This window comes from uncultured Draconibacterium sp., assembly GCF_913063105.1.
Taxonomy (GTDB): Bacteria; Bacteroidota; Bacteroidia; order Bacteroidales; family Prolixibacteraceae; genus Draconibacterium.
The window spans coordinates 55,524-73,967 of record NZ_CAJXYQ010000010.1; the positions used below are offsets into that span (position 1 = coordinate 55,524).

An 18,444-nucleotide genomic window follows, 5' to 3' on the forward strand; every position below is an offset into this window, starting at 1 on the left:
TTTACATTTCTCCTTTTCTAAATCGATATCCTGAAAACAACAACGAAATACTAATGATTATTACCAAAAATGCCAAGGCCAAATTTACGGGCTCATAAGCTCCTGTTGAGGCCGATTGAAAAAATAACGGGACAAATGTTCCGGTGACAAGAAGGTAGGCCATTCGGTATTTCCATACGGGCTCTAATACAATTAAAGCTGCCAGATAATAGGCCGCAAAACCTGCCAGAAACCAGGGAGTGACAGATGTCATTGCCGGCATAACAATATCTGATGGGAAATAAATGCAACTTAATCCCAGAAAAACAGCCAGCTGAATAATGTAACATGTTACAAGACAAATTGAGCCGTAAAGCATCATCATTAGCAGAACACGGTTTTCATTTATCGGAAGGTGAAAGGTTAGTTTAATTCGTTTACTAACCGTTTCGGGAAAGTACTGTGCAACTGAGATTGCCAGTGCTCCAAGTACAGGCACAAATTTAAGCGAACCAAAATAGCTTACCCCCATAAACATTATGGTGTACCAATAATTGTTGGCATCGCTAAATTTAAAATCGCGTTGAACGTTTAAAAAGGGATAAGCAATAAAACTTAATCCCAATACTGCATATAGAATTACAAACCATCGGGTTTTAATCCATTCTTTATAAACCACTGATTTCCACATATTTATTTTAATAAGTCCGAAGTTTGATGCTCAAGATCTGAAGTTGTGCTACTTCCGATTTCCGGCCTCCCACTTCTGTCTTTTTTAATATTTTCCGGTCAGGCCAATAAAAGCATCTTCCAGGCCCATTTCAACTTCTCTGAAATTATGATGTACAATGCCGTTTTTTTCTAGGAAGTTTTTTACAAACGAAGCCGATTCGTAGGTGTAAATTTCTACTTTGTTATTTACCTTTTCGAAATTGGCTACAAAATCTTCATCAGACAAATCGATAGAATGATTTTCAACTTCCAATGCTATTTGCTTGAATTCTCTCATAAACTCGTGCACATTTCGTTGGGTTAATACACGATTGTAATCCATAATCAACACATCGTCAATCAATCGTTCCATGTCTTGAATAATGTGTGATGTGGTGAAAATGGTTTTATTTTTTGATTTTGCATATTCGCGCAAATAATCAATAAATAAACGTCGGTATCCCGGATCGAGCCCCATAGAAAAATCGTCGAGTATCAGTAAATCAGGATCCTGTGCCAATATTAGTCCCAGTGCCACCTGCGAGCGTTGTCCGCACGACATGGTCGATATCTTTTGTGTAGGCGTTACTTTTAATTTCGACATGAGTTCCCAATAGGGTTCATTGTCCCACTTCTCGTAAAAACCGGAGTAGAATTTCTCAATTTGGTGGATGTTCATAAATGCATACTGAACATGACCTTCAATGAGGAACCCGATTCTCGATTTATTTTTGGGTGTCAGGTGTTGGGTGTTTTCTCCATAGATTAAACATTCACCACTACGTGGTTGCAGAAAACCATTCAAAATATTTATTGTGGTGGTTTTTCCTGCCCCGTTTTTTCCTAAGAGTCCCAGAATACTTCCCTCTTTAACATGAATGTTGAGGTTTTCATAAACCAGTTTTTTACCATAATAGTGGGTGAGGTTGTTACACTCTATTGCATTGTTGCTCATAAGGTGGAGTATTGTCTAATTGTGGTAACCAAATTAACTATTGCCGGCCTGTCCGCCAAATGACGGATTCAGGACGACATAGTATATGGATTTTTATCTGAATGCAATTTTGTTTACATAGCGCTTGCCTTCAACAACAGAATTTACGATATAAATTCCTGTTTGGAACTGGTTGTTATTCAGTCTGAAAACACTGTTGTTTGGTTCAGCCTGTAAAACTAATTTACCACTGATTGTATACATCGAACAAAGCTCAATTTCACCATCAGTTGAAATTAAATCGATACTTGTTGGTGTATAAGCAACATTTAGTTCTGCTTTGGTGTACAGTGTTGGTATGGCGGTTTTGAGTTCAAGATTTGCCAGTGCAATATTAAACAGAACTCCTTTTGCCAGTGCGAACAGCTTATCGTCCATAATTCCACCGATGCTGTAAACTGTTGTTCCGGCAGATGGATTTTGCCACGTTGCTCCGGCATCGTTCGTAAAATACGATTTTGATGTAGTTCCCATACATAGGAACGAATTTGCATCAAGTTTTATAATGTCATTAGTGCCGGCAACACCCTCAAATTTGGTAAATGTTTCGCCTCCATCTGTTGTGAAAAATACTCCATCGGTGGTTGTTGGGATATAGAATTCCTGTGTAGAAATCATGTGTATTCTTTTAAGGAATATACTGCTGTCTCCATCGTTTGCCGCAACCATATTGGGATATAGATCGATGAATGAAGTTGCGGCATCGTCTGTACGCCATAAAATCTTGTTACCAACAATAAAGCCAGTATCTCCCTTAAATTCAATGTCGTTCACGTATGAGTTGCCAAAATCCGGTGTTATTCCTATCCACGAATCTCCACCATCAATTGTTTTAAAGACCCGGCTTCTGTCTTTCTTTTTACCTTCGGTTACATCTTCGTACCAGTTGCCCCAAACATATGCAATGGTTGCATCCACACATTCAACAGTATAAGGATTAAATCCCCAGCATTCATCCAGTTGTGGATTTAAAGTAGGATCTGCGCTTTCTTCTGCACCTATTTTTGATGCATCAAGGATTATTGATGTTTCCCAATTGTCTTCGGTTTTTATGAGTAAACCTTCCATGTAAAGGTCTTGTACCGAGTCTATGTCAGACATATCTGCTATTTTATACCGTCGAACGGTAGCAAAAGCATCATCGCCGCATGAGCTAATGTCGTTAAAATCGAATTCCAGATCCTCAAGATAGTCATTTGGTAAAGTTGATTTTGACCATGTCAATCCACCATCAGTAGTATATTTACAGTTTGTGCCATATCCGGCAATCACGGCTTTGTCAGTTCCGTATACTGCCATTTTTTGAAGCCGGTTTTCGCCTTCAAAAACATTAACTGTTGACCACACCGGATTTCTTGCTATTATATCGCTAACCGCACATTTATACGCAACATCAATGGCCATTCCATACAGTGTGTCTGCCATTATTCCCCCAATTTTATAACAGGTAGCTCCCGGGTAGCAATCAACCCAGGTTAAGCCATTATCGGTTGAAATTTTCGATTTTGAAGAACTTCCCAAAGTTATTAATGTAGAATCGTTAATGACAAATAAATCATTTACTCCGGTAATTTCCGATAATTTTATAAATGTATTTCCTGTATCCTCCGTTTTAAATATTCCATCAGAAACAGTGGATACATAAAAACTTTGAGGGGTTGTAAATGTAATGTTGTTTACAAAAATGTTATCATCAGTACCAGCCGCTACCAAGCTATCGTAGATGTTGGTAACCGAATCAGTAATAAGGTTGGTTACAAACATGTTCTTATAGCCACCAAAAGCAGCAATTGAATCTTTTACTTCAACACAACTAATAATTTTCGAACCTAAATCCGGTGTTAGCTTCCACCAGGTAGATCCTCCGTTATTTGTTCTAAAAACCGCACCTCGTGAAACTTTACTCCCTGATGTCTGATCGTACCAACCGGCATAGCCAATTATTGTATCTTTATTTAATGCGCCAATGGCGTATACATCTTTAGCATAACCACCGTCAGCATTAGGATTTACGGTAACATCATCGCCAAAGCCAGCAGCGTTAATGTCAAGTGCTTCCCAACTTGCTCCCATATTGGTACTTTTTAGTAAAACACCGGAAACATAAACGTCCGGATATCCTCCGGATGGATGATCAATTACTTTTTCTCTTCTGGAAGATATAAAAACAACATCTTCAGCTTGAGCCATTCCTATAAAATCATATACTGGGCTAAACATTGTTTTAGTATGCCAGTTTGTTCCATTGTCTTCTGATTTCAGAAAGGTATTGTCGTATCCAATTAAGACAGCGGAACCATCAACAGTGTTAATTGACATTCCTTGCAAAGTATTGCCTGCAGACACGGTATCTTTAACCCAGTCAAAGGTTGCCGTTTGGGCACTACCAATGAGTGCCGCAAAAATTAAAAGAATAGAGAAGGTAAAGTTTTTCATACGCACAGTTTTTATTGTAATTATTATTTATTGCTTATTGATTTCTTCCGAAAAATCAAACATGTTCTTTACTTTTCCGGTTTTTCCGCTCGAATAGGTTATCGTTAACGAATCGGCCATAATTGAAGCATTAATATCGTAAATATTTGTCATTGTGTCAACATAAGAGATCTCAATTACTTCTTTGAAGCTTTCATCAAGTTTTGTTTGAAACTCTACAATGCCGTTATCGTTTGAAAGATGACTGACAAGGTAGGAAAGCCTGTTTCGTACTCTGTTGTTATTACCCAATGAAAATGTATAGGTACTTACTACATCATCGGAGTAATTGTTTCTGTAGTTAAATGTCCGGTCGAACGGGGTGAACATCATTTTTGCGTACTCCGGCATGCCGGTAGTAAAGAATTCCGGATCAACAGCTACTTCGTATCCCAAATCAATTTCTTGCGGACCGGCCGTTGTTTCAAAAACGAATGTTTTGCTTTCGATTAAGTTGATTAATTCATTTTTTTGCAGAATTTCTTCAGGGAAGAAGATTTTTACAATTACCGGACATGCAAATTCAGAAATCATTCCAACAGCATTTGTTTCCTTTCTAACCATATGACTTAAGTAGTTAAAATCGTAGCTGTCGAAGAAGTTTTCCAGTTGTAATGAAATGACAAAGACTTGTTGCGCATCTGCCGGGAGTGTTTTAAAAATGGTTCTTTGCGGCGTAAATAGTTCTTTCTGTAATTTTTCTTCATCAAGAATACTGTTGTCGTAATAAATTTTTACCCGGCGATGTTTTACATATGTGGCAACTCCATAAACACCTTCAACGCGTTTCATTTGGTTAGCAAATGCCACTGAACTGCCATAGCATTTGATATTTTTCAGGCCCGACATTGAAAAAACGGCAGCATCGTTTATCACTTCAGTCTCTGCCCATTTCTGGTCGATTGTTGGAACTTCCCATACATTTCCAAGTAAGATTCCTGTAACAACCAGTAAGGTGGTAGCTATAACCGGAAGTCGTTTTAATTTAGGTTGCTTATTAATACTCAGGGTATTTTTTACAGGGCAAACCAATAAACAGTCACCACAAAGATTACAATCAACATGTTTAACTGTTTTTACGCTTGCCACATCAATCGCCTGCGGGCATTTTTTAGTACATAACTGACAGCTTGTACACGTGCTTTCGCTTCGTGTAATTTTTGCCAGTGGAGTAATTTTACTTTGCAATGAACGGAGTTCCAACGCAAAACCTCCGGCGCATGCAATAGCCAGAGGCCATACGTAACTTATTGCTATGCCAAGCTTTAGTATAATTATGTACACAAGCAAAATAGTAACAAAGAATACTGAAAACTTAAAAATATTGGAGATAGCACCCAGCGGGCAGAGGTATTTACACCAGAACAATCGAATAAAAATTGATCCAACCACAACCAAAACAATAGAAATAATTGCAAACTGAACCACAACATCAGTATTAAAGCCTGAAGCCAGTGCAAAGTAGGGATCAAATTTCTTACAGAATAATTCGTTTGATTGAAGCGTATAATACAGGGTGATGTATAAGAGGATATATTTTAAAGACCGTAGAATTTTGTCTGTAATTCCTTTTATGGTAAACCTTATTTTAAGCTTATCGCCGAGGTTTCCAAGCCATTCGCTAACCGTTCCGATAGGGCAAATATATGAACAGAAAAGTTTACTAAACAAAAGAACGCCTATAAAAAGGAGAACTCCCATTACAATTTGGGCACTCGTCATTGTGCAAGAGAGCGCCTGACTTAGAAGATAACTTCCCAATGCCTGCATGCCTCCGAACGGGCAGTAAGCTTCAAAATCGGGGGTATTTATTTTTGTTAAGTCGGGCAAAAATGCCAGTACAAGAATAAAAGCTAATACGCCCCACTGGACTGTTAAACGTGGCCAGTTGGTGCTTTTGGTTTTTGGTTTCATAATAGATGTGCGCGTAAGCGCAGGTTGATTAAACAAAAATAAAAATATTAGATAAACTAAGTTTAAGTAATATTCAATAATTCAGAATAAACCAAACGAATTAGTTTCAGAAAGGTGGTGAATGTCGCGAAGTTCGATCAGTGCTTTTTTATTGGTGTTCTGCTTTTTTTGTGCAAATACCTTGTTGGCATTTTTACCCATAAGCACACCAATAAGAATGGCTGCAACAAAAACTACTGAAATTTGAAAATATTTCGAATAATCGATGCTCCTATCATAAACATGAGTAATCCTGTCCTTTTTCTGCATTACTTTTTCTACCAACTCGCCAGGTGCCGGAGCCATAAAATCGAGTACCTCAAGCAATTTGTCGCTAGCTGAAATTGCATTAAAATCAGGATTGTTACTTTCAGTTTTCACAGTAATCTTTCTGTTTTACTTTCGGTTTTTAATTTATTCTTATCTATTAAGACGAAAATTAAAATAGAATCCGGCGCAGCAAATGAAAAAAAATTAAATTTCTTCAATTATTTTTCTTCTTGAGCAGTCTTGCTTGTTACAATACTGACACTGGTCGCCTGCTTCCATCATTTCTATAAGTAAATTGTTAAGTAGCTCTATCTGGGGTGGTTCGCATATGCTTTTTACATTCTGAAAATGCTTAACCGTTTGTCGTTTTATAGCGGTATGATAAGTGCCTAATTTTTCGGTTAATTCTTTCATTTTTTCTTCTGAAGGTTCGGGCGAAGACAGTTCTTTTATCAAATTGAAGTTTGTTTCGCACTGAATATCGATTAAAACCTGGTAGTTTCTGAATACTTTCTGATCCATTTCAATTACCAGTTTAAATTGCTCATCAGTAAGGTTAAGTCTTTGTTTCAGGTATTCATCCGACTTGTATACATCATTAACCTCCGCATCAGGTTCTCCGCTTTGGTTCATAACCAAAAAGGTGGTAAATGCCGATAAGTTTATGAGCAATAAAAAAATATTGAGCCACTTTAATGATTTTTGTTTCTTTTCCATTTTGTCAGGAATTAAGTTTAAAATACGTAATAAGCTTAAGTTTGAGATTTTTTCGTGCACGGTAAATGAGCGATTCTACCGAATGTTCGGACATATGCAGCTGCTTGCAGATTTCTTTTTGAGAAAGACCTTCAAATTTGTGCAGGAGTAATACTTTTTTCTGGTTGTCAGGAAGTTGGTCGATTAGTTGGTAAAGGATGGTTACGTTTTCCTTTTGTTCCAGTTGTTTTTCCGGGTGGTTTTTATCAATCAGCAGAAGATGGGGATGGTCGTTTTCAATGTGGTTAGTGCCTGCTTTGGCCGGATTTTTACGACGTAAAAAACTGATTGATTTATTGTAAGCAATTTTATAAATCCAAACCGTAAGGTCTTCTTCAAACCTAAGGGCCTCGCATGATTTAAAAATTTCGAGAAAAACATCCTGAAAGAGATCTTCTGCATCCTCTGAGTTCTGCACTAAACGAAAAACTGTATTGTATACAAGGTTTTTATATTTAATGATAAGAGCCCTGAAAGCAAGATCATTATTTCCCCGAATTTGTTCTATGAGTTGACTGTCCGTCATCTCGTTTGTTTACGTTGTTAGTCAACAGTAACTTTATCGCCAATGATGTAAAGGTTCATTTCTTTTAAGGCATTAATGGCTTCTTCCAGTGTTAAGTATAACTGTCCTTCTTTTTCATCCCAGGTTTCGCCTTTGGTAACCAAAAATTTAGAACAACTCTTTATTTCTGCCATTTTAACGCTTTCCAACGCTTTCATTTTTATAGCGTTCTCATTAATTTGCACCACTTTGGCTTTAATTGGTCGGGCTCGTACGGGTTTATTATCAGAACTTAGTTGTATCATCAGTCCATAGCAAACTGTTCCCTCCTCAACCCATTCAGGAATAAGAGCTTTTAGCTCATCACTCATTTCCATACTTTTTTCTTCATAAGTATACGAAGCAATTTCTTCGGATTTGTTTGATGAATTACAACTAAATAAACTCAGGGTGGTTAACAAAATTGAAAAGAATGCTAGTTTTTTCATGAACAAAAGATTTATAAATTCAAAATAAAATTTGATCTTAATCGTATCTAAAATATTGTAAAATAAAGCAGTTGCCGATGTGGATGTCGGTTAGCTGTTTTTAGATCAGGTATAAAAGTAGCAAATATCAGTTTAAATCAAACTGGAGGTGGATTTTTGTTAACAAAAAAGCCATTTCCGAAACATATTCGAAAATGGCTTTTGTTGATATATTATGTTGTTTTTTTTAGAATCCGTTGATGATTCCAATAAAGTCTTCAGCTTTTAGCGATGCACCACCAATTAAACCACCGTCAACGTCTTTGTTGGCGAAAAGTTCTTTTGCGTTGCTTGGTTTACAGCTACCACCGTAAAGGATTGAAGTTCCTTCTGCAACTTCTTCACCGAATTTAGCAGTAATTGCAGCACGAATGTTCGCATGCATATCCTGAGCTTGCTCCGAACTAGCAGTAACACCAGTACCGATTGCCCAGATTGGTTCGTAGGCAATTACTATTTTTTTGAAATCGTCAGCAGAAAGTTGAAATACTGTTTCTTCCAATTGGTTAACAACATATTCGTTGTGAGTATTTGCTTCACGAATATCCAAAGCTTCACCACAGCAGTATATCGGAGTTAGTCCGTTTTCAAGCGCCAGGGCAACTTTTTTGTTAAGTATTTCACTGGTTTCTCCATAGTATTCACGACGCTCTGAGTGTCCTAAAATTACATACTCGGCACCTGTTGATTTTACCATGGCTGCAGAAACTTCACCGGTGAAAGCACCTTTGGCTTCGGCTGCACAATTTTGTGCGGCAACGCCAATTCTTTCTGTATTAACCGTTTCAACAACTTTTGTTATATGGGTAAATGGAGTTCCCAAAACTACTACAACATCATCGGCACCTTCACTTGCAACAACGGCATCAACTGCTTTTGCCAATTCAACACCTTCTTGTAAATTGGTGTTACACTTCCAGTTACCTGCAACTATCTTTTGTCTCATTTTATTGAATTTTAGTTTATTAGATATTCAAAAATTGCACACAAATTTAACCGAAATAATTGATATCGGGGGCAATGAAAATAATGGATAATTACAATTAACTATTTGTTTATTTATATGTACTTCAAGATAAATTAAGGATGTAGCCTTACCTCAAAACAGAATAATGAAGGTGTAAACTACAAACCAAATGTCTCACCAATAATTTCAGATGAAGGGATGTCGTTATAATGCCATTTGCCCAAAATTGTTCCGTCTTTAATAAGCATCAGTCCCGGGTTAGAGCGAATAATCGTTTTTAGTGTAATTTCATCACAGTTAAAAAACTCGTAGGGTGCGCCATGGTTTTCAGCAAACTGTAAGGCCTCGTCGTGCAGTGTTGATGTGAGACAAATAAACGAGAGTCCTTGCTCCAGTGCCCAATTAGCCAAAGCATTTATTTCTTCCTGATTTTTTGTACTGGATTTGGCCAGGTCGTGGGCCACCAACATAAAAACATAATTTTCGTCGTAAATAAAAAAGTCTTTTATATCCTCGCCATCTATTGTTTCAAAAGTAAAGTCATGTATGGGTGGTTCATAGCCTTCCTGCACCAGAATCGACTCCATATCATGATATTCCCAGTTTAACGTATCTTGCCACGGATAATTTTCTTCCGAAAACTCTTTAACATCTCCGGTATTTTTGTTTTTGTAATAAAAAATGTTCTCATAAATTTCTTGTGGTGCATCTTCAGGTGTGCTCATGGCTTCGGGAATGTTTGTGCCAATTTTGAAAGGCCTGAAATCGAATAGCGGCAAATGATTGTACGAGTAATAAACAAAACCAAAATAGACGATAAAAACTCCCATGCTAAGCATTGCCGGAAGTTTGTTTTTTACCTTTTCGGCAAACCAGTTGCGGTTAACTGTTACAATAATGGCAAGCGTAATAAAAACAATGTTTTTGTAAAACGTTTCCCAGTTCGTAAGTACCAGTGCATCGCCAAAACAACCACAATCGGTTACCGGATTTTTTATGGCTATCCAAAGTGTTAGAGGCGTAAAAAAAGCCATAAACAATAAGCCTAACCACGAAAATAAACGCATCCACCAGTTAAATAAAAAGGCTACGCCAATGGCAAATTCGGCAAAGGCAAGAATAACCCCAAGCGGAAAGGCAGCCCATAACAGCCATTCCATTCCCAGTGCATTAAAATAATCGGTAAACTTATAGGCCGAGCCCCAGGGATCGATACCTTTTACAAAGCCCGAGAATATGAAAATAATACCGAATAGTATACGGGAGAGTTGTTTAACAATATTCATAGTGGAAATTATTCTTCGTTTTCAAATTCAATTTTTATCATGGCAAAAACGGCATAGTTTATCATGTCCATGTAGTTGGCATCAATACCTTCTGATATTAAAGTTTTGCCTTTATTGTCTTCTATTTGTTTGGTGCGCTGAATTTTCATTAAAATAAGATCGGTGTAAGAACTGATGCGCATATTTCGCCAGGCTTCGCCATAATCGTGGTTTTTGTCCATCATCAGTTTTTTTGCTTGCTCAAAGTACGTGTCGTACAATTCCTGAATTTTGCTATTTGGTATTTCTTCGTCAGAGGGCCCCAGCTCCAGTTGAATTAAGCCCATAATGCAGTAATTAATAATTCCTATAAATTCAGGTTTTACACCCTCTCCAACTTTTGTTACGCCTTTTTCTTCAATACTGCGAATACGTTGAGCCTTAATATAAATCTGATCGGTTAAAGAGGTGGGACGCAAAATTCGCCAGGCCGTGCCATAATCTGTCATTTTTTGTGAAAAAATATTTCGGCAAATGGAAATTACCTGGTCGTATTGCTTATTTGTTTTGTCCATTATTTTCTGTCTTTTATCTTTTTACAGCCTATTATACGTTTTTACCAACACGCTGTACGTAGTTATGTTCGCTAAATTTGACCGATAAAAGTATTAAAAAATGGCAAATTTGGCCTGTTTTATTCTACATTTGTAGTTAACGAGAATTAATAGTTCGTTAATGATTTGTTAAACATAAAAGCCAAGTTCTTATGTTGATTACGCAGTCAGCGGGTAAGTTCCTTAAGCGAAACAATACGTTACATCTGGGAGAAAAAGAATTAGATTTATCGATACCGGTGGTGGCCGGAATAGTTAACATTACGCCCGATTCGTTTTACGATGGAGGAAAGATGGAGGATGAATCAGTCATGTTAAAAGCTGTTGAGCAAATGATTGCAGAAGGGGCCGGTATCATTGATATTGGTGCTGTTTCAACTCGACCCGGTTCAAAACCTGTTTCAACAAAAGAAGAATTAACACGGCTGCTGCCGGCGGTAAAAGCCTTACGAACTGCATTTCCCGAGATTGTAATTTCGGTTGATACCTTTCGTTCATGGGTAGCCGTTCGCGTTATCGATGAAATTGGTCCAATTATTATTAATGATATTTCGGGAGGAACACTTGATTCGAAAATGTTTGAAACTGTTGGTAAATTGCAAATGCCTTACATTTTGTCGCACATAAAGGGTACACCCCAAAACATGCAAGATAACCCGGAATACGAGGATTTAATAAAGGAGGTATCGCAATATTTTGCAGAAAGAGTTAAAAAGCTAAATAAATTAGGCGTTAAGGAAGTAATACTCGATCCGGGATTTGGCTTTGGAAAAACGGTTGATCATAACTTTGAGTTACTGAATCGTCTTGATTCGTTAAAAGTTTTTCAATTGCCGGTTATGGTAGGCTTAAGCCGCAAATCGATGATTTGGAAAGCACTTGATGTTACTCCTGAAACTGCGCTTAATGGTACATCGGTTGCAAATACACTGGCCTTAATGGGAGGAGCCGATATTCTTCGCGTTCACGATGTGAAAGAAGCTGTTGAAGCCGTGAAAATATTTTGTGAAATTAAAGCAACAATAATATAATGCTGGCATTTATTACCATACGGTTTCTTGATATTCTCGATATTTTATTGGTTGCATTTTTATTGTACCAGCTTTATCGTTTAATTAAAGGAACGGTAGCTTTTAATATTGTTATTGGTCTTTTTTCGTTATACCTGGTGTGGCTCATTGTTCGGGCCTTAAATATGGAGCTGCTCGGCTCCATCATGGGGCAGTTTATTGGGGTGGGGGTACTGGCGCTAATTATTGTTTTTCACCCCGAAATCCGAAAATTTTTAGTTTTTATTGGCACAAATTACAACCTGAATAAAATACTGATGCTCGATAAACTGTTTAACCAGGGAAAAACAAAAAGTATTAACCACCATCAAATTGATAATATTGTTGATGCTTGTGTGGCCATGGGAAAAACAAAAACCGGAGCTTTAATTGTCATTTCGAAGAAGAGCGAGTTGGCAGATCAGGTTAACACCGGAGAAAAAATAAATGCAAAAATATCTTCGGCACTAATACGAACTATATTTTTTAAAAATTCGCCCTTACACGATGGCGCGATTATCATAAAAGGTAACCGGCTTGTAGCAGCTGGTTGTATCCTACCCTTAACACAAAAAGAGCTTGATAAAGCCCTGGGTTTGCGCCACAGAGCAGCGGTGGGGATGACTGAAAGCTCGGATGCCTTGTGTATTATTGTCTCCGAAGAACGCGGGTCAATATCGGTGGCACAAAGTGGTGAAATTCGGCGTCGGGTTTCAAAAGAAACACTTGTTCAGATTTTGGAAGAAAATATTATTGAGGAGGAAGAAGCCTCTGTCCTTTAATTTTATTTACAACAAAAATGCATAGACATAATGCATGTTTATGTTTCCCCTTTTTTTACAGTTAATAAGCGACAATTTGCTTTTCTTGCCATCCGAAATTTTAACTTTGCCCACAATTTAAATAAATAACTATGAATCTTATTTGTAAACTATTCGATATAAAATATCCGATAATTCAGGGCGGTATGGTATGGTGTTCCGGATGGAAATTAGCCTCGGCCGTAAGCAACAGTGGCGGTTTAGGCCTTTTGGGGGCAGGCTCAATGCACCCCGAAACCCTTGAGGAACACATTGTGAAGACGAAGGCGGCTACCACAAAACCGTTTGGTGTAAATGTGCCTTTGTTGTACCCTGAAACCGAACGGATTATGGACATTATTGCCGCTCATGAGGTACCTGTGGTTTTTACTTCGGCCGGAAGTCCGAAAAAATGGACCAGTTGGTTAAAGGACAAGGGAATTACCGTAGCGCATGTGGTGTCGAGCTCGTTTTTTGCTGCCAAATGCGAAGACGCAGGTGTTGACGCTATAGTTGCTGAAGGTTTTGAGGCCGGCGGGCACAATGGCCGCGAAGAAACTACAACCATGACACTTATTCCGGCCGTTCGAAAAGCTACACGTTTGCCCTTGCTGGCTGCTGGTGGAATTGGCTCGGGGCAGGCAATGCTGGCTGCTATGCTTTTGGGAGCCGATGGCGTGCAGATCGGTTCTGCTTTTGCCGTTTCAGAAGAATCATCAGCACACATTGATTTTAAAAAGCTGGTAACAGAATTGGGTGAAGGAGGAACAAAACTTGCATTGAAAAAGTTAGCACCAACACGTTTGGTAAAGAATAACTTTTTTGAGCAGGTTGATGCTGCCGAAAAAGCTGGTATGTCGGTTGAAGCCTTACGCGAATTATTGGGTCGTGGTCGTGCAAAAAAAGGAATGTTCGAGGGCAATTTGCAAGAAGGCGAATTGGAAATAGGCCAGGTGTCGGCGATGCTGGACGGTATTTTACCCGTTGCTACCATAATGGAAAATATTGTAAGCGGCTACGAAGCTGCACGTAAACAGGCAGAGCAGGGAAAATTTAATTTCTAAGCTAGTTTATCGATAATAGAATTAGAAAAGGAAGCAATGCTAAAAAAGATTGCTTCCTTTTGAATATATATGAACCGTGGTTAGGCTATTTTTCTTCCCTGGTTTGCTGCATGGGATTTGAACCTCCGGAGTACCTGCCTCTTCCATACCTCGATTTATACAGTTCGAAACGAGTAGCTTGTTTTTTCTCCGGCCAGAAGTTATTGTTTAAATCCGTATCGGCAGTCTCAAGGTAGGGGTCGAGCGATATTTGGCTAACTTCTTTATCAAACATAAAAACTTTCGATATTTCTACGTTGTTTTTCCGCCAGATTTCTGCCGGTATGCGTTGAATCTCTTCTGTTCCATCAATAAATTCAAACTTTATTACCAAAGGCATAACAAGGCCTCCAATGTTTTTGAAATCAATTTGATAGAAATTAAGATTTGCGCCTAATAGTTGACGCTCTTCAGTAGTTAAACTTTTTAGAAATTTGTTGTACTGTTCCTTGTCTTTTTCAGTAACCTCGTAAGGGTTGTGGTGGGTGTAAAAGTCTTCAGCTACAGGGTTTTGCGACAGGTAAGTTTCACCGGCGGCCTGTTTGTTTCTGATTTTTGTGATGGAACTGTTTGCTACCTCCTCTGTACTTTCCTGCAAAGGCTTTTCAATCTCGGGATTTTTAGTGCTTGCCTGATACCATTTTACCCGGTCAATGGCAATATCGCAATGATCGGTGGTGTAAAACCACCCCCGCCAAAACCAATCAAGATCAACTCCCGATGCATCTTCCATTGTTCGGAAAAAGTCGGCCGGGGTTGGGTGCTTAAACATCCAGCGTTGGGCATATTCTTTAAAGGCATAATCAAATAATTCGCGGCCCATAACTGTTTCTCGCAAAATATTTAATGCCACACACGGTTTTGAATAGGCGTTGCTGCCAAGGTTCCACACCGATTCGGAGTTGGTCATTACGGGCGAAATAAAGTTCTTGTCACCACGCATATAAGGAACTATAGTGCTTGCAAATCCTTTAGAGGAAGGGTAGTTGGGCTCCCATTCCTGTTCCGTTAAAAACTGCACAAATGTGTTTAAGCCCTCGTCCATCCAGGTCCATTGGCGCTCGTCGGAGTTTACAATCATCGGGAAGAAATTATGGCCAACTTCATGTATAATAACGCCAATCATTCCATATTTGGTGCGTTTGCTATAGGTTCCATCACTTTCCGGACGGCTTCCGTTAAAACAAATCATTGGGTATTCCATCCCAATTCTGTCGGTATGTACCGAAATGGCTACGGGGTATGGATAATCAAAAGTAAATTTTGAGTATGTTTTTAGAGTATGAGCTACCACCCGGGTTGAGTATTGTTCCCAAAGCGGGTTGCCTTCTTTGGGGTAAAACGACATAGCCAACACCGTGCGGTCGTCAAATGGTACTGCCATGGCATCCCAAATAAATTTCCGTGAGCTGGCAAAGGCAAAGTCGCGCACGTTTTCGGCTTTAAATACCCATGTTTTTTCTTTTTTTGCTTTCGCTTTTTCTGCTTTTTCAGCTTCCTCCTGCGAAACAATAAAAACTGGCGCATCAGCTTGTTTTGCTTTATTAAAACGCTTTTGCTGCTCATCGGTTAAAACTTCGCTGGTGTTTTGAATAAGTCCTGTTGTTCCAACAATATGATCAGCCGGAACCGTTATACTTACTTCGTAATCGCCAAAAGGCAGTGTAAATTCTCCTGTACCTAAAAACTGTTTGTGTTGCCAGCCTTCAACTTCATTATATACGGCCATTCGCGGATAAAACTGGGCTATCGTATAAATGTAATTGTCCTCATTTTCAAAATATTCGTAACCCGAGCGGCCTCCATCTGTCATTCGGTTGTTAATATTGTACCACCATTTTACTTTAAACGAGAAAGTGTTTCCGGGCTGCAGCGGCTGCGGCAAATCAATGCGCATCATTGTTTTATTAACTGTTGACGGCAGGTCGTTTCCATTAATGTCGCGCACATAATCCAGTTTAAAACCACCATCAAAATCAGGCATCATTCTTTTTAGCTGCCTGTATGAAACACGTTCGCTAAGTCCGGCTGTCATTGTTTTATACGTGTCAGAATCCATTGCCCGCATATTCTGATCGAGTTGCAGCCAAATGTATTTTAGCACGTCGGGTGATTGGTTGTGGTAGGTAACTATTTCTTCGCCAAAAATACGTTGGTTTTCGTCATCAAGCCGAATGTCGATTTTATAATCAGCCTTTTGTTGCCAGTATTCATGGCCGGGAGCCCCCGATGCTGTGCGGTATACATTCGGGGTTGCCAATTCTTGTTTTAGTTGTCTGAATTTATTTTTATTCGTGTTTTCCTGAGCAATTAAAAGTGTGCCAGAAAATATTAAAAAGCCAATAATAAAACAGATTTTTTTCATTATGCAGTTAAACCCTTGGTGTTGTTATCAAAATGATAGATACAAAAGTAGCAATTGTTTATAGTTCTTGTACTTTTTACCATAAAAATTACTTATTGTTAAAACTTGTGTTGTTTTGTTTGAAAATGAGTTCAATCAAAAGAGTGTCGGAGCTGTTTTTATTAATAGAACCACAGCAATTCCGAAAGCCATTCCTGAAACAAAAATTCGCCAAAAATCAGCTTTTACCCGAAATAGGTTCACACTTAAAAAAAGTAGTGCAAAATACACCAGTAGAATTACAATCTGACCAAGCTCGAGTCCAATGTTGAATGCCAGTAGTGGGCTTAGAATATTTGACTCACGTCCGAGCAGTTCTTTCAGGTAATTGGAAAAACCCATGCCATGAATAAGCCCAAAAAACAACGTGAGAATGTACACAAAACGGTTGTTTTTGGCTTTAACCGGCAAAACATTGGCAATTGCCGTGGCTCCAATTGTGGCAGGAATAAGAAACTCGATAAGTGCTGGTGAAATTGTTAAAATATTAAGCGTTGATAATGCAAGGGTTACAGAGTGCCCCAATGTAAATGCGGTAATAAGTATCAGCACTTTTTTGAATTGAATAATACTATACCCGGCGCACAGTACCAGAACAAATACAATATGGTCGTAACCGTTAATGTCTATGATATGTTTAAAACCCAGCTTGAGGTACAACTCGAATAAACTCATAAAATTTTTATTTTTGCCCCATAATTTTGAAGGGCATGAATTTAAATAAAATATTTGTTTCTCTGAGTTTTATTCTTTTTGCTACTATTTCAGCGTATTCGCATCCGTTTTATGTGAGTATTTGCCAGGTTGATTACAATGAACAGAACCGTTCGCTGGAAATATCGTTGAAAGTATTTGCCGATGACCTGCTCCTGGCTTTAGAACAAGAGGGACATAAAAAACTCTACCTGGGTGAGGCAAAAGAGAATGAACGCACAGATGAATTTATATTTTCATACCTAAAAAATAAAATATATTTTACCGTTCATAACACGCATGTTCCCTATTATTTTATCGGAAAAGAAGTAGAAAAAGAAGTGGTTTGGATTTATTTGGAAGCATCTGGTGTAAGCGATTTTGACAAGTTTGAAGTGGATTGTACTTTATTAACAGAGGTATATTCTGACCAACGCAATATTATTCAGCTTAGTAAAAATGGAATTATAAAGAACCTTTTGTTGGATATAAGAAAAACAACAGGAACACTTGAATTTAAAGAAAACTAAAACTGCAATTACACTTATTGGAGTAGAGTAAGGTTTTGTGCCAGATAAATTTAACTTTGCTAATTAAATAAGCTTAAAAATGAATCCGTTAGCAATTGTTGGAGCTTTTATTATAACCCTGTCGTTTTTGGCCTATGGAATTGGCAGTATTTCCTTAGTACGATTTAAAATTGTCGGAAATATTGTGCTCATTTTTTTAACCATGGGTATTCTGTTCGATATTGCTGCCATTGTTTTAATGGTATTTGGAGCCCGGGGTACGCCTTTTACATTACACGGATTTCTGGGGGCTGCTGCATTTTTAATTATGCTGGTTGATGCGGTTTGGTGTTGGAAAGTATATTACAAAAACGGATTGGACAGTAAAGCTACCAACAAGCATATAAAATTTACCAAAGCAGCATACTTTTTTTGGGTAGTGGCTTATTTTACAGGATGTTTAATTATTTTATGGAGGTAATATGTCGAACGACTGGAAAGAACGTTTAGGGGTGGTTTTTTCAACCAATCCCGATTTTCAATACGATCAGGAAAAAGAAGAAGAGCAGGAAACATTGCCGGCAAAACAGCAGAATCTGCGGGTAATGCTCGACCGTAAAAAACGCAAAGGAAAAGCCGTAACATTGGTAACCGGATTTGAAGGTGCGGAAAACGATTTAAAAGACTTAGGTAAAAAGCTGAAGTCGAAATGTGGAGTAGGCGGCACGGTTAAAGATGGTGAAATTCTTATTCAGGGCGACTTTTGTACACGAGTAGTGGAGTTGCTTAAAGCCGATGGCTACAAAGTAAAACGCTCGGGGGGATAAAAAAAGCCCGCTCTTTTGTAAAATAAAGAGCGGGCTTTTTGTT

General features: G+C 38.3%; 19 protein-coding genes. 6 read left to right on the forward strand and 13 right to left on the reverse strand.

The features are described from left to right. Position 1 precedes the first annotated feature (1 nt). From QZ574_RS11370 to QZ574_RS11420, 11 genes are all read right to left on the reverse strand, one after another. Entirely contained in the window at positions 2 to 670 is a 669-nt protein-coding gene (locus QZ574_RS11370) for a hypothetical protein (RefSeq protein WP_297089610.1), read from the reverse strand. Positions 671 to 754: 84 nt separating this feature from the next. Beyond that, entirely contained in the window at positions 755 to 1,645 is an 891-nt protein-coding gene (locus QZ574_RS11375; protein ID WP_297089611.1) for an ABC transporter ATP-binding protein, read from the reverse strand. Between the two features lie 93 nt (positions 1,646 to 1,738). Next, positions 1,739 to 4,120 carry a hypothetical protein gene (locus QZ574_RS11380; RefSeq protein WP_297089612.1) on the reverse strand — a complete coding sequence of 794 codons (2,382 nt, stop codon included), beginning with the start codon at positions 4,118 to 4,120 and terminating at the stop codon, positions 1,739 to 1,741. 27 nt (positions 4,121 to 4,147) lie between these two features. Then, positions 4,148 to 6,073, reverse strand: a complete 1,926-nt coding sequence (locus QZ574_RS11385; protein WP_297089613.1) for a 4Fe-4S binding protein — start codon at positions 6,071 to 6,073, stop codon at positions 4,148 to 4,150. A gap of 81 nt (positions 6,074 to 6,154) precedes the next feature. Beyond that, positions 6,155 to 6,493, reverse strand: a complete 339-nt coding sequence (locus tag QZ574_RS11390) for a hypothetical protein (protein WP_297089614.1) — start codon at positions 6,491 to 6,493, stop codon at positions 6,155 to 6,157. Between the two features lie 93 nt (positions 6,494 to 6,586). Continuing rightward, the gene (locus QZ574_RS11395; protein WP_297089615.1) at positions 6,587 to 7,099 is read right to left on the reverse strand and encodes a hypothetical protein; all 513 of its coding nucleotides are present in this window, start codon (positions 7,097 to 7,099) and stop codon (positions 6,587 to 6,589) included. Between the two features lie 4 nt (positions 7,100 to 7,103). Next, positions 7,104 to 7,664, reverse strand: a complete 561-nt coding sequence (locus tag QZ574_RS11400) for a sigma-70 family RNA polymerase sigma factor (RefSeq protein ID WP_297089616.1) — start codon at positions 7,662 to 7,664, stop codon at positions 7,104 to 7,106. A 17-nt stretch (positions 7,665 to 7,681) separates the two neighbouring features. Then, on the reverse strand, positions 7,682 to 8,131 hold the full coding sequence (locus QZ574_RS11405) for a hypothetical protein (protein ID WP_297089617.1): 450 nt from the start codon (positions 8,129 to 8,131) through the stop codon (positions 7,682 to 7,684). Positions 8,132 to 8,357: 226 nt separating this feature from the next. Next, positions 8,358 to 9,116: a triose-phosphate isomerase gene (tpiA, locus tag QZ574_RS11410; protein ID WP_297089618.1), complete on the reverse strand. Its 759-nt coding sequence runs from the start codon at positions 9,114 to 9,116 to the stop codon at positions 8,358 to 8,360. Positions 9,117 to 9,295: 179 nt separating this feature from the next. Beyond that, entirely contained in the window at positions 9,296 to 10,423 is a 1,128-nt protein-coding gene (locus QZ574_RS11415; RefSeq protein ID WP_297089619.1) for a BT_3928 family protein, read from the reverse strand. 8 nt (positions 10,424 to 10,431) lie between these two features. Then, positions 10,432 to 10,977, reverse strand: a complete 546-nt coding sequence (locus QZ574_RS11420; protein WP_297089620.1) for a DUF1599 domain-containing protein — start codon at positions 10,975 to 10,977, stop codon at positions 10,432 to 10,434. Positions 10,978 to 11,168: 191 nt separating this feature from the next. On the opposite strand from QZ574_RS11420, the gene folP reads away from it, so the two are divergent. The 3 genes from folP (at position 11,169) to QZ574_RS11435 (ending at position 13,929) form a co-directional block, all read left to right on the forward strand. Then, positions 11,169 to 12,047, forward strand: coding sequence for a dihydropteroate synthase (gene folP / locus QZ574_RS11425; protein ID WP_297089621.1), 879 nt, complete (start codon positions 11,169 to 11,171; stop codon positions 12,045 to 12,047). Next, positions 12,047 to 12,847 carry a diadenylate cyclase CdaA gene (gene cdaA / locus QZ574_RS11430; protein WP_297089622.1) on the forward strand — a complete coding sequence of 267 codons (801 nt, stop codon included), beginning with the start codon at positions 12,047 to 12,049 and terminating at the stop codon, positions 12,845 to 12,847. The genes folP and cdaA overlap by 1 nt, the downstream gene beginning before the upstream one ends. Positions 12,848 to 12,978: 131 nt before the next feature. Further along, positions 12,979 to 13,929 carry a nitronate monooxygenase gene (locus QZ574_RS11435; protein ID WP_297089623.1) on the forward strand — a complete coding sequence of 317 codons (951 nt, stop codon included), beginning with the start codon at positions 12,979 to 12,981 and terminating at the stop codon, positions 13,927 to 13,929. An 85-nt stretch (positions 13,930 to 14,014) separates the two neighbouring features. Here the strand turns inward: QZ574_RS11435 and QZ574_RS11440 are convergent, their stop codons facing one another. Both QZ574_RS11440 and QZ574_RS11445 read right to left on the reverse strand, forming a co-directional pair. Beyond that, positions 14,015 to 16,333: a M1 family metallopeptidase gene (locus QZ574_RS11440; protein WP_297089624.1), complete on the reverse strand. Its 2,319-nt coding sequence runs from the start codon at positions 16,331 to 16,333 to the stop codon at positions 14,015 to 14,017. A 135-nt stretch (positions 16,334 to 16,468) separates the two neighbouring features. Further along, complete coding sequence (locus QZ574_RS11445; RefSeq protein ID WP_297089625.1) at positions 16,469 to 17,047, reverse strand: HupE/UreJ family protein; 579 nt, start codon at positions 17,045 to 17,047, stop codon at positions 16,469 to 16,471. A 35-nt stretch (positions 17,048 to 17,082) separates the two neighbouring features. On the opposite strand from QZ574_RS11445, the gene QZ574_RS11450 reads away from it, so the two are divergent. From QZ574_RS11450 to QZ574_RS11460, 3 genes are all read left to right on the forward strand, one after another. After that, positions 17,083 to 17,595, forward strand: coding sequence for a DUF6702 family protein (locus QZ574_RS11450; RefSeq protein ID WP_297089626.1), 513 nt, complete (start codon positions 17,083 to 17,085; stop codon positions 17,593 to 17,595). A gap of 79 nt (positions 17,596 to 17,674) precedes the next feature. Beyond that, positions 17,675 to 18,055, forward strand: coding sequence for a hypothetical protein (locus QZ574_RS11455; protein ID WP_297089627.1), 381 nt, complete (start codon positions 17,675 to 17,677; stop codon positions 18,053 to 18,055). Between the two features lies 1 nt (position 18,056). After that, positions 18,057 to 18,401: a translation initiation factor gene (locus QZ574_RS11460; RefSeq protein ID WP_297089628.1), complete on the forward strand. Its 345-nt coding sequence runs from the start codon at positions 18,057 to 18,059 to the stop codon at positions 18,399 to 18,401. Positions 18,402 to 18,444 lie beyond the last annotated feature (43 nt).

What these genes read in the sequence shown, in the direction of transcription:
- QZ574_RS11370 (WP_297089610.1), bottom strand. Translation starts at nt 670, where the DNA reads ATGTGGAAATCAGTGGTTTATAAAGAATGGATTAAAACCCGATGGTTT.
- QZ574_RS11375 (WP_297089611.1), bottom strand. Translation starts at nt 1,645, where the DNA reads ATGAGCAACAATGCAATAGAGTGTAACAACCTCACCCACTATTATGGT.
- QZ574_RS11380 (WP_297089612.1), bottom strand. Translation starts at nt 4,120, where the DNA reads ATGAAAAACTTTACCTTCTCTATTCTTTTAATTTTTGCGGCACTCATT.
- QZ574_RS11385 (WP_297089613.1), bottom strand. Translation starts at nt 6,073, where the DNA reads ATGAAACCAAAAACCAAAAGCACCAACTGGCCACGTTTAACAGTCCAG.
- QZ574_RS11395 (WP_297089615.1), bottom strand. Translation starts at nt 7,099, where the DNA reads ATGGAAAAGAAACAAAAATCATTAAAGTGGCTCAATATTTTTTTATTG.
- QZ574_RS11400 (WP_297089616.1), bottom strand. Translation starts at nt 7,664, where the DNA reads ATGACGGACAGTCAACTCATAGAACAAATTCGGGGAAATAATGATCTT.
- QZ574_RS11405 (WP_297089617.1), bottom strand. Translation starts at nt 8,131, where the DNA reads ATGAAAAAACTAGCATTCTTTTCAATTTTGTTAACCACCCTGAGTTTA.
- tpiA (WP_297089618.1), bottom strand. Translation starts at nt 9,116, where the DNA reads ATGAGACAAAAGATAGTTGCAGGTAACTGGAAGTGTAACACCAATTTA.
- QZ574_RS11415 (WP_297089619.1), bottom strand. Translation starts at nt 10,423, where the DNA reads ATGAATATTGTTAAACAACTCTCCCGTATACTATTCGGTATTATTTTC.
- QZ574_RS11420 (WP_297089620.1), bottom strand. Translation starts at nt 10,977, where the DNA reads ATGGACAAAACAAATAAGCAATACGACCAGGTAATTTCCATTTGCCGA.
- folP (WP_297089621.1), top strand. Translation starts at nt 11,169, where the DNA reads ATGTTGATTACGCAGTCAGCGGGTAAGTTCCTTAAGCGAAACAATACG.
- cdaA (WP_297089622.1), top strand. Translation starts at nt 12,047, where the DNA reads ATGCTGGCATTTATTACCATACGGTTTCTTGATATTCTCGATATTTTA.
- QZ574_RS11435 (WP_297089623.1), top strand. Translation starts at nt 12,979, where the DNA reads ATGAATCTTATTTGTAAACTATTCGATATAAAATATCCGATAATTCAG.
- QZ574_RS11440 (WP_297089624.1), bottom strand. Translation starts at nt 16,333, where the DNA reads ATGAAAAAAATCTGTTTTATTATTGGCTTTTTAATATTTTCTGGCACA.
- QZ574_RS11445 (WP_297089625.1), bottom strand. Translation starts at nt 17,047, where the DNA reads ATGAGTTTATTCGAGTTGTACCTCAAGCTGGGTTTTAAACATATCATA.
- QZ574_RS11450 (WP_297089626.1), top strand. Translation starts at nt 17,083, where the DNA reads ATGAATTTAAATAAAATATTTGTTTCTCTGAGTTTTATTCTTTTTGCT.
- QZ574_RS11455 (WP_297089627.1), top strand. Translation starts at nt 17,675, where the DNA reads ATGAATCCGTTAGCAATTGTTGGAGCTTTTATTATAACCCTGTCGTTT.
- QZ574_RS11460 (WP_297089628.1), top strand. Translation starts at nt 18,057, where the DNA reads ATGTCGAACGACTGGAAAGAACGTTTAGGGGTGGTTTTTTCAACCAAT.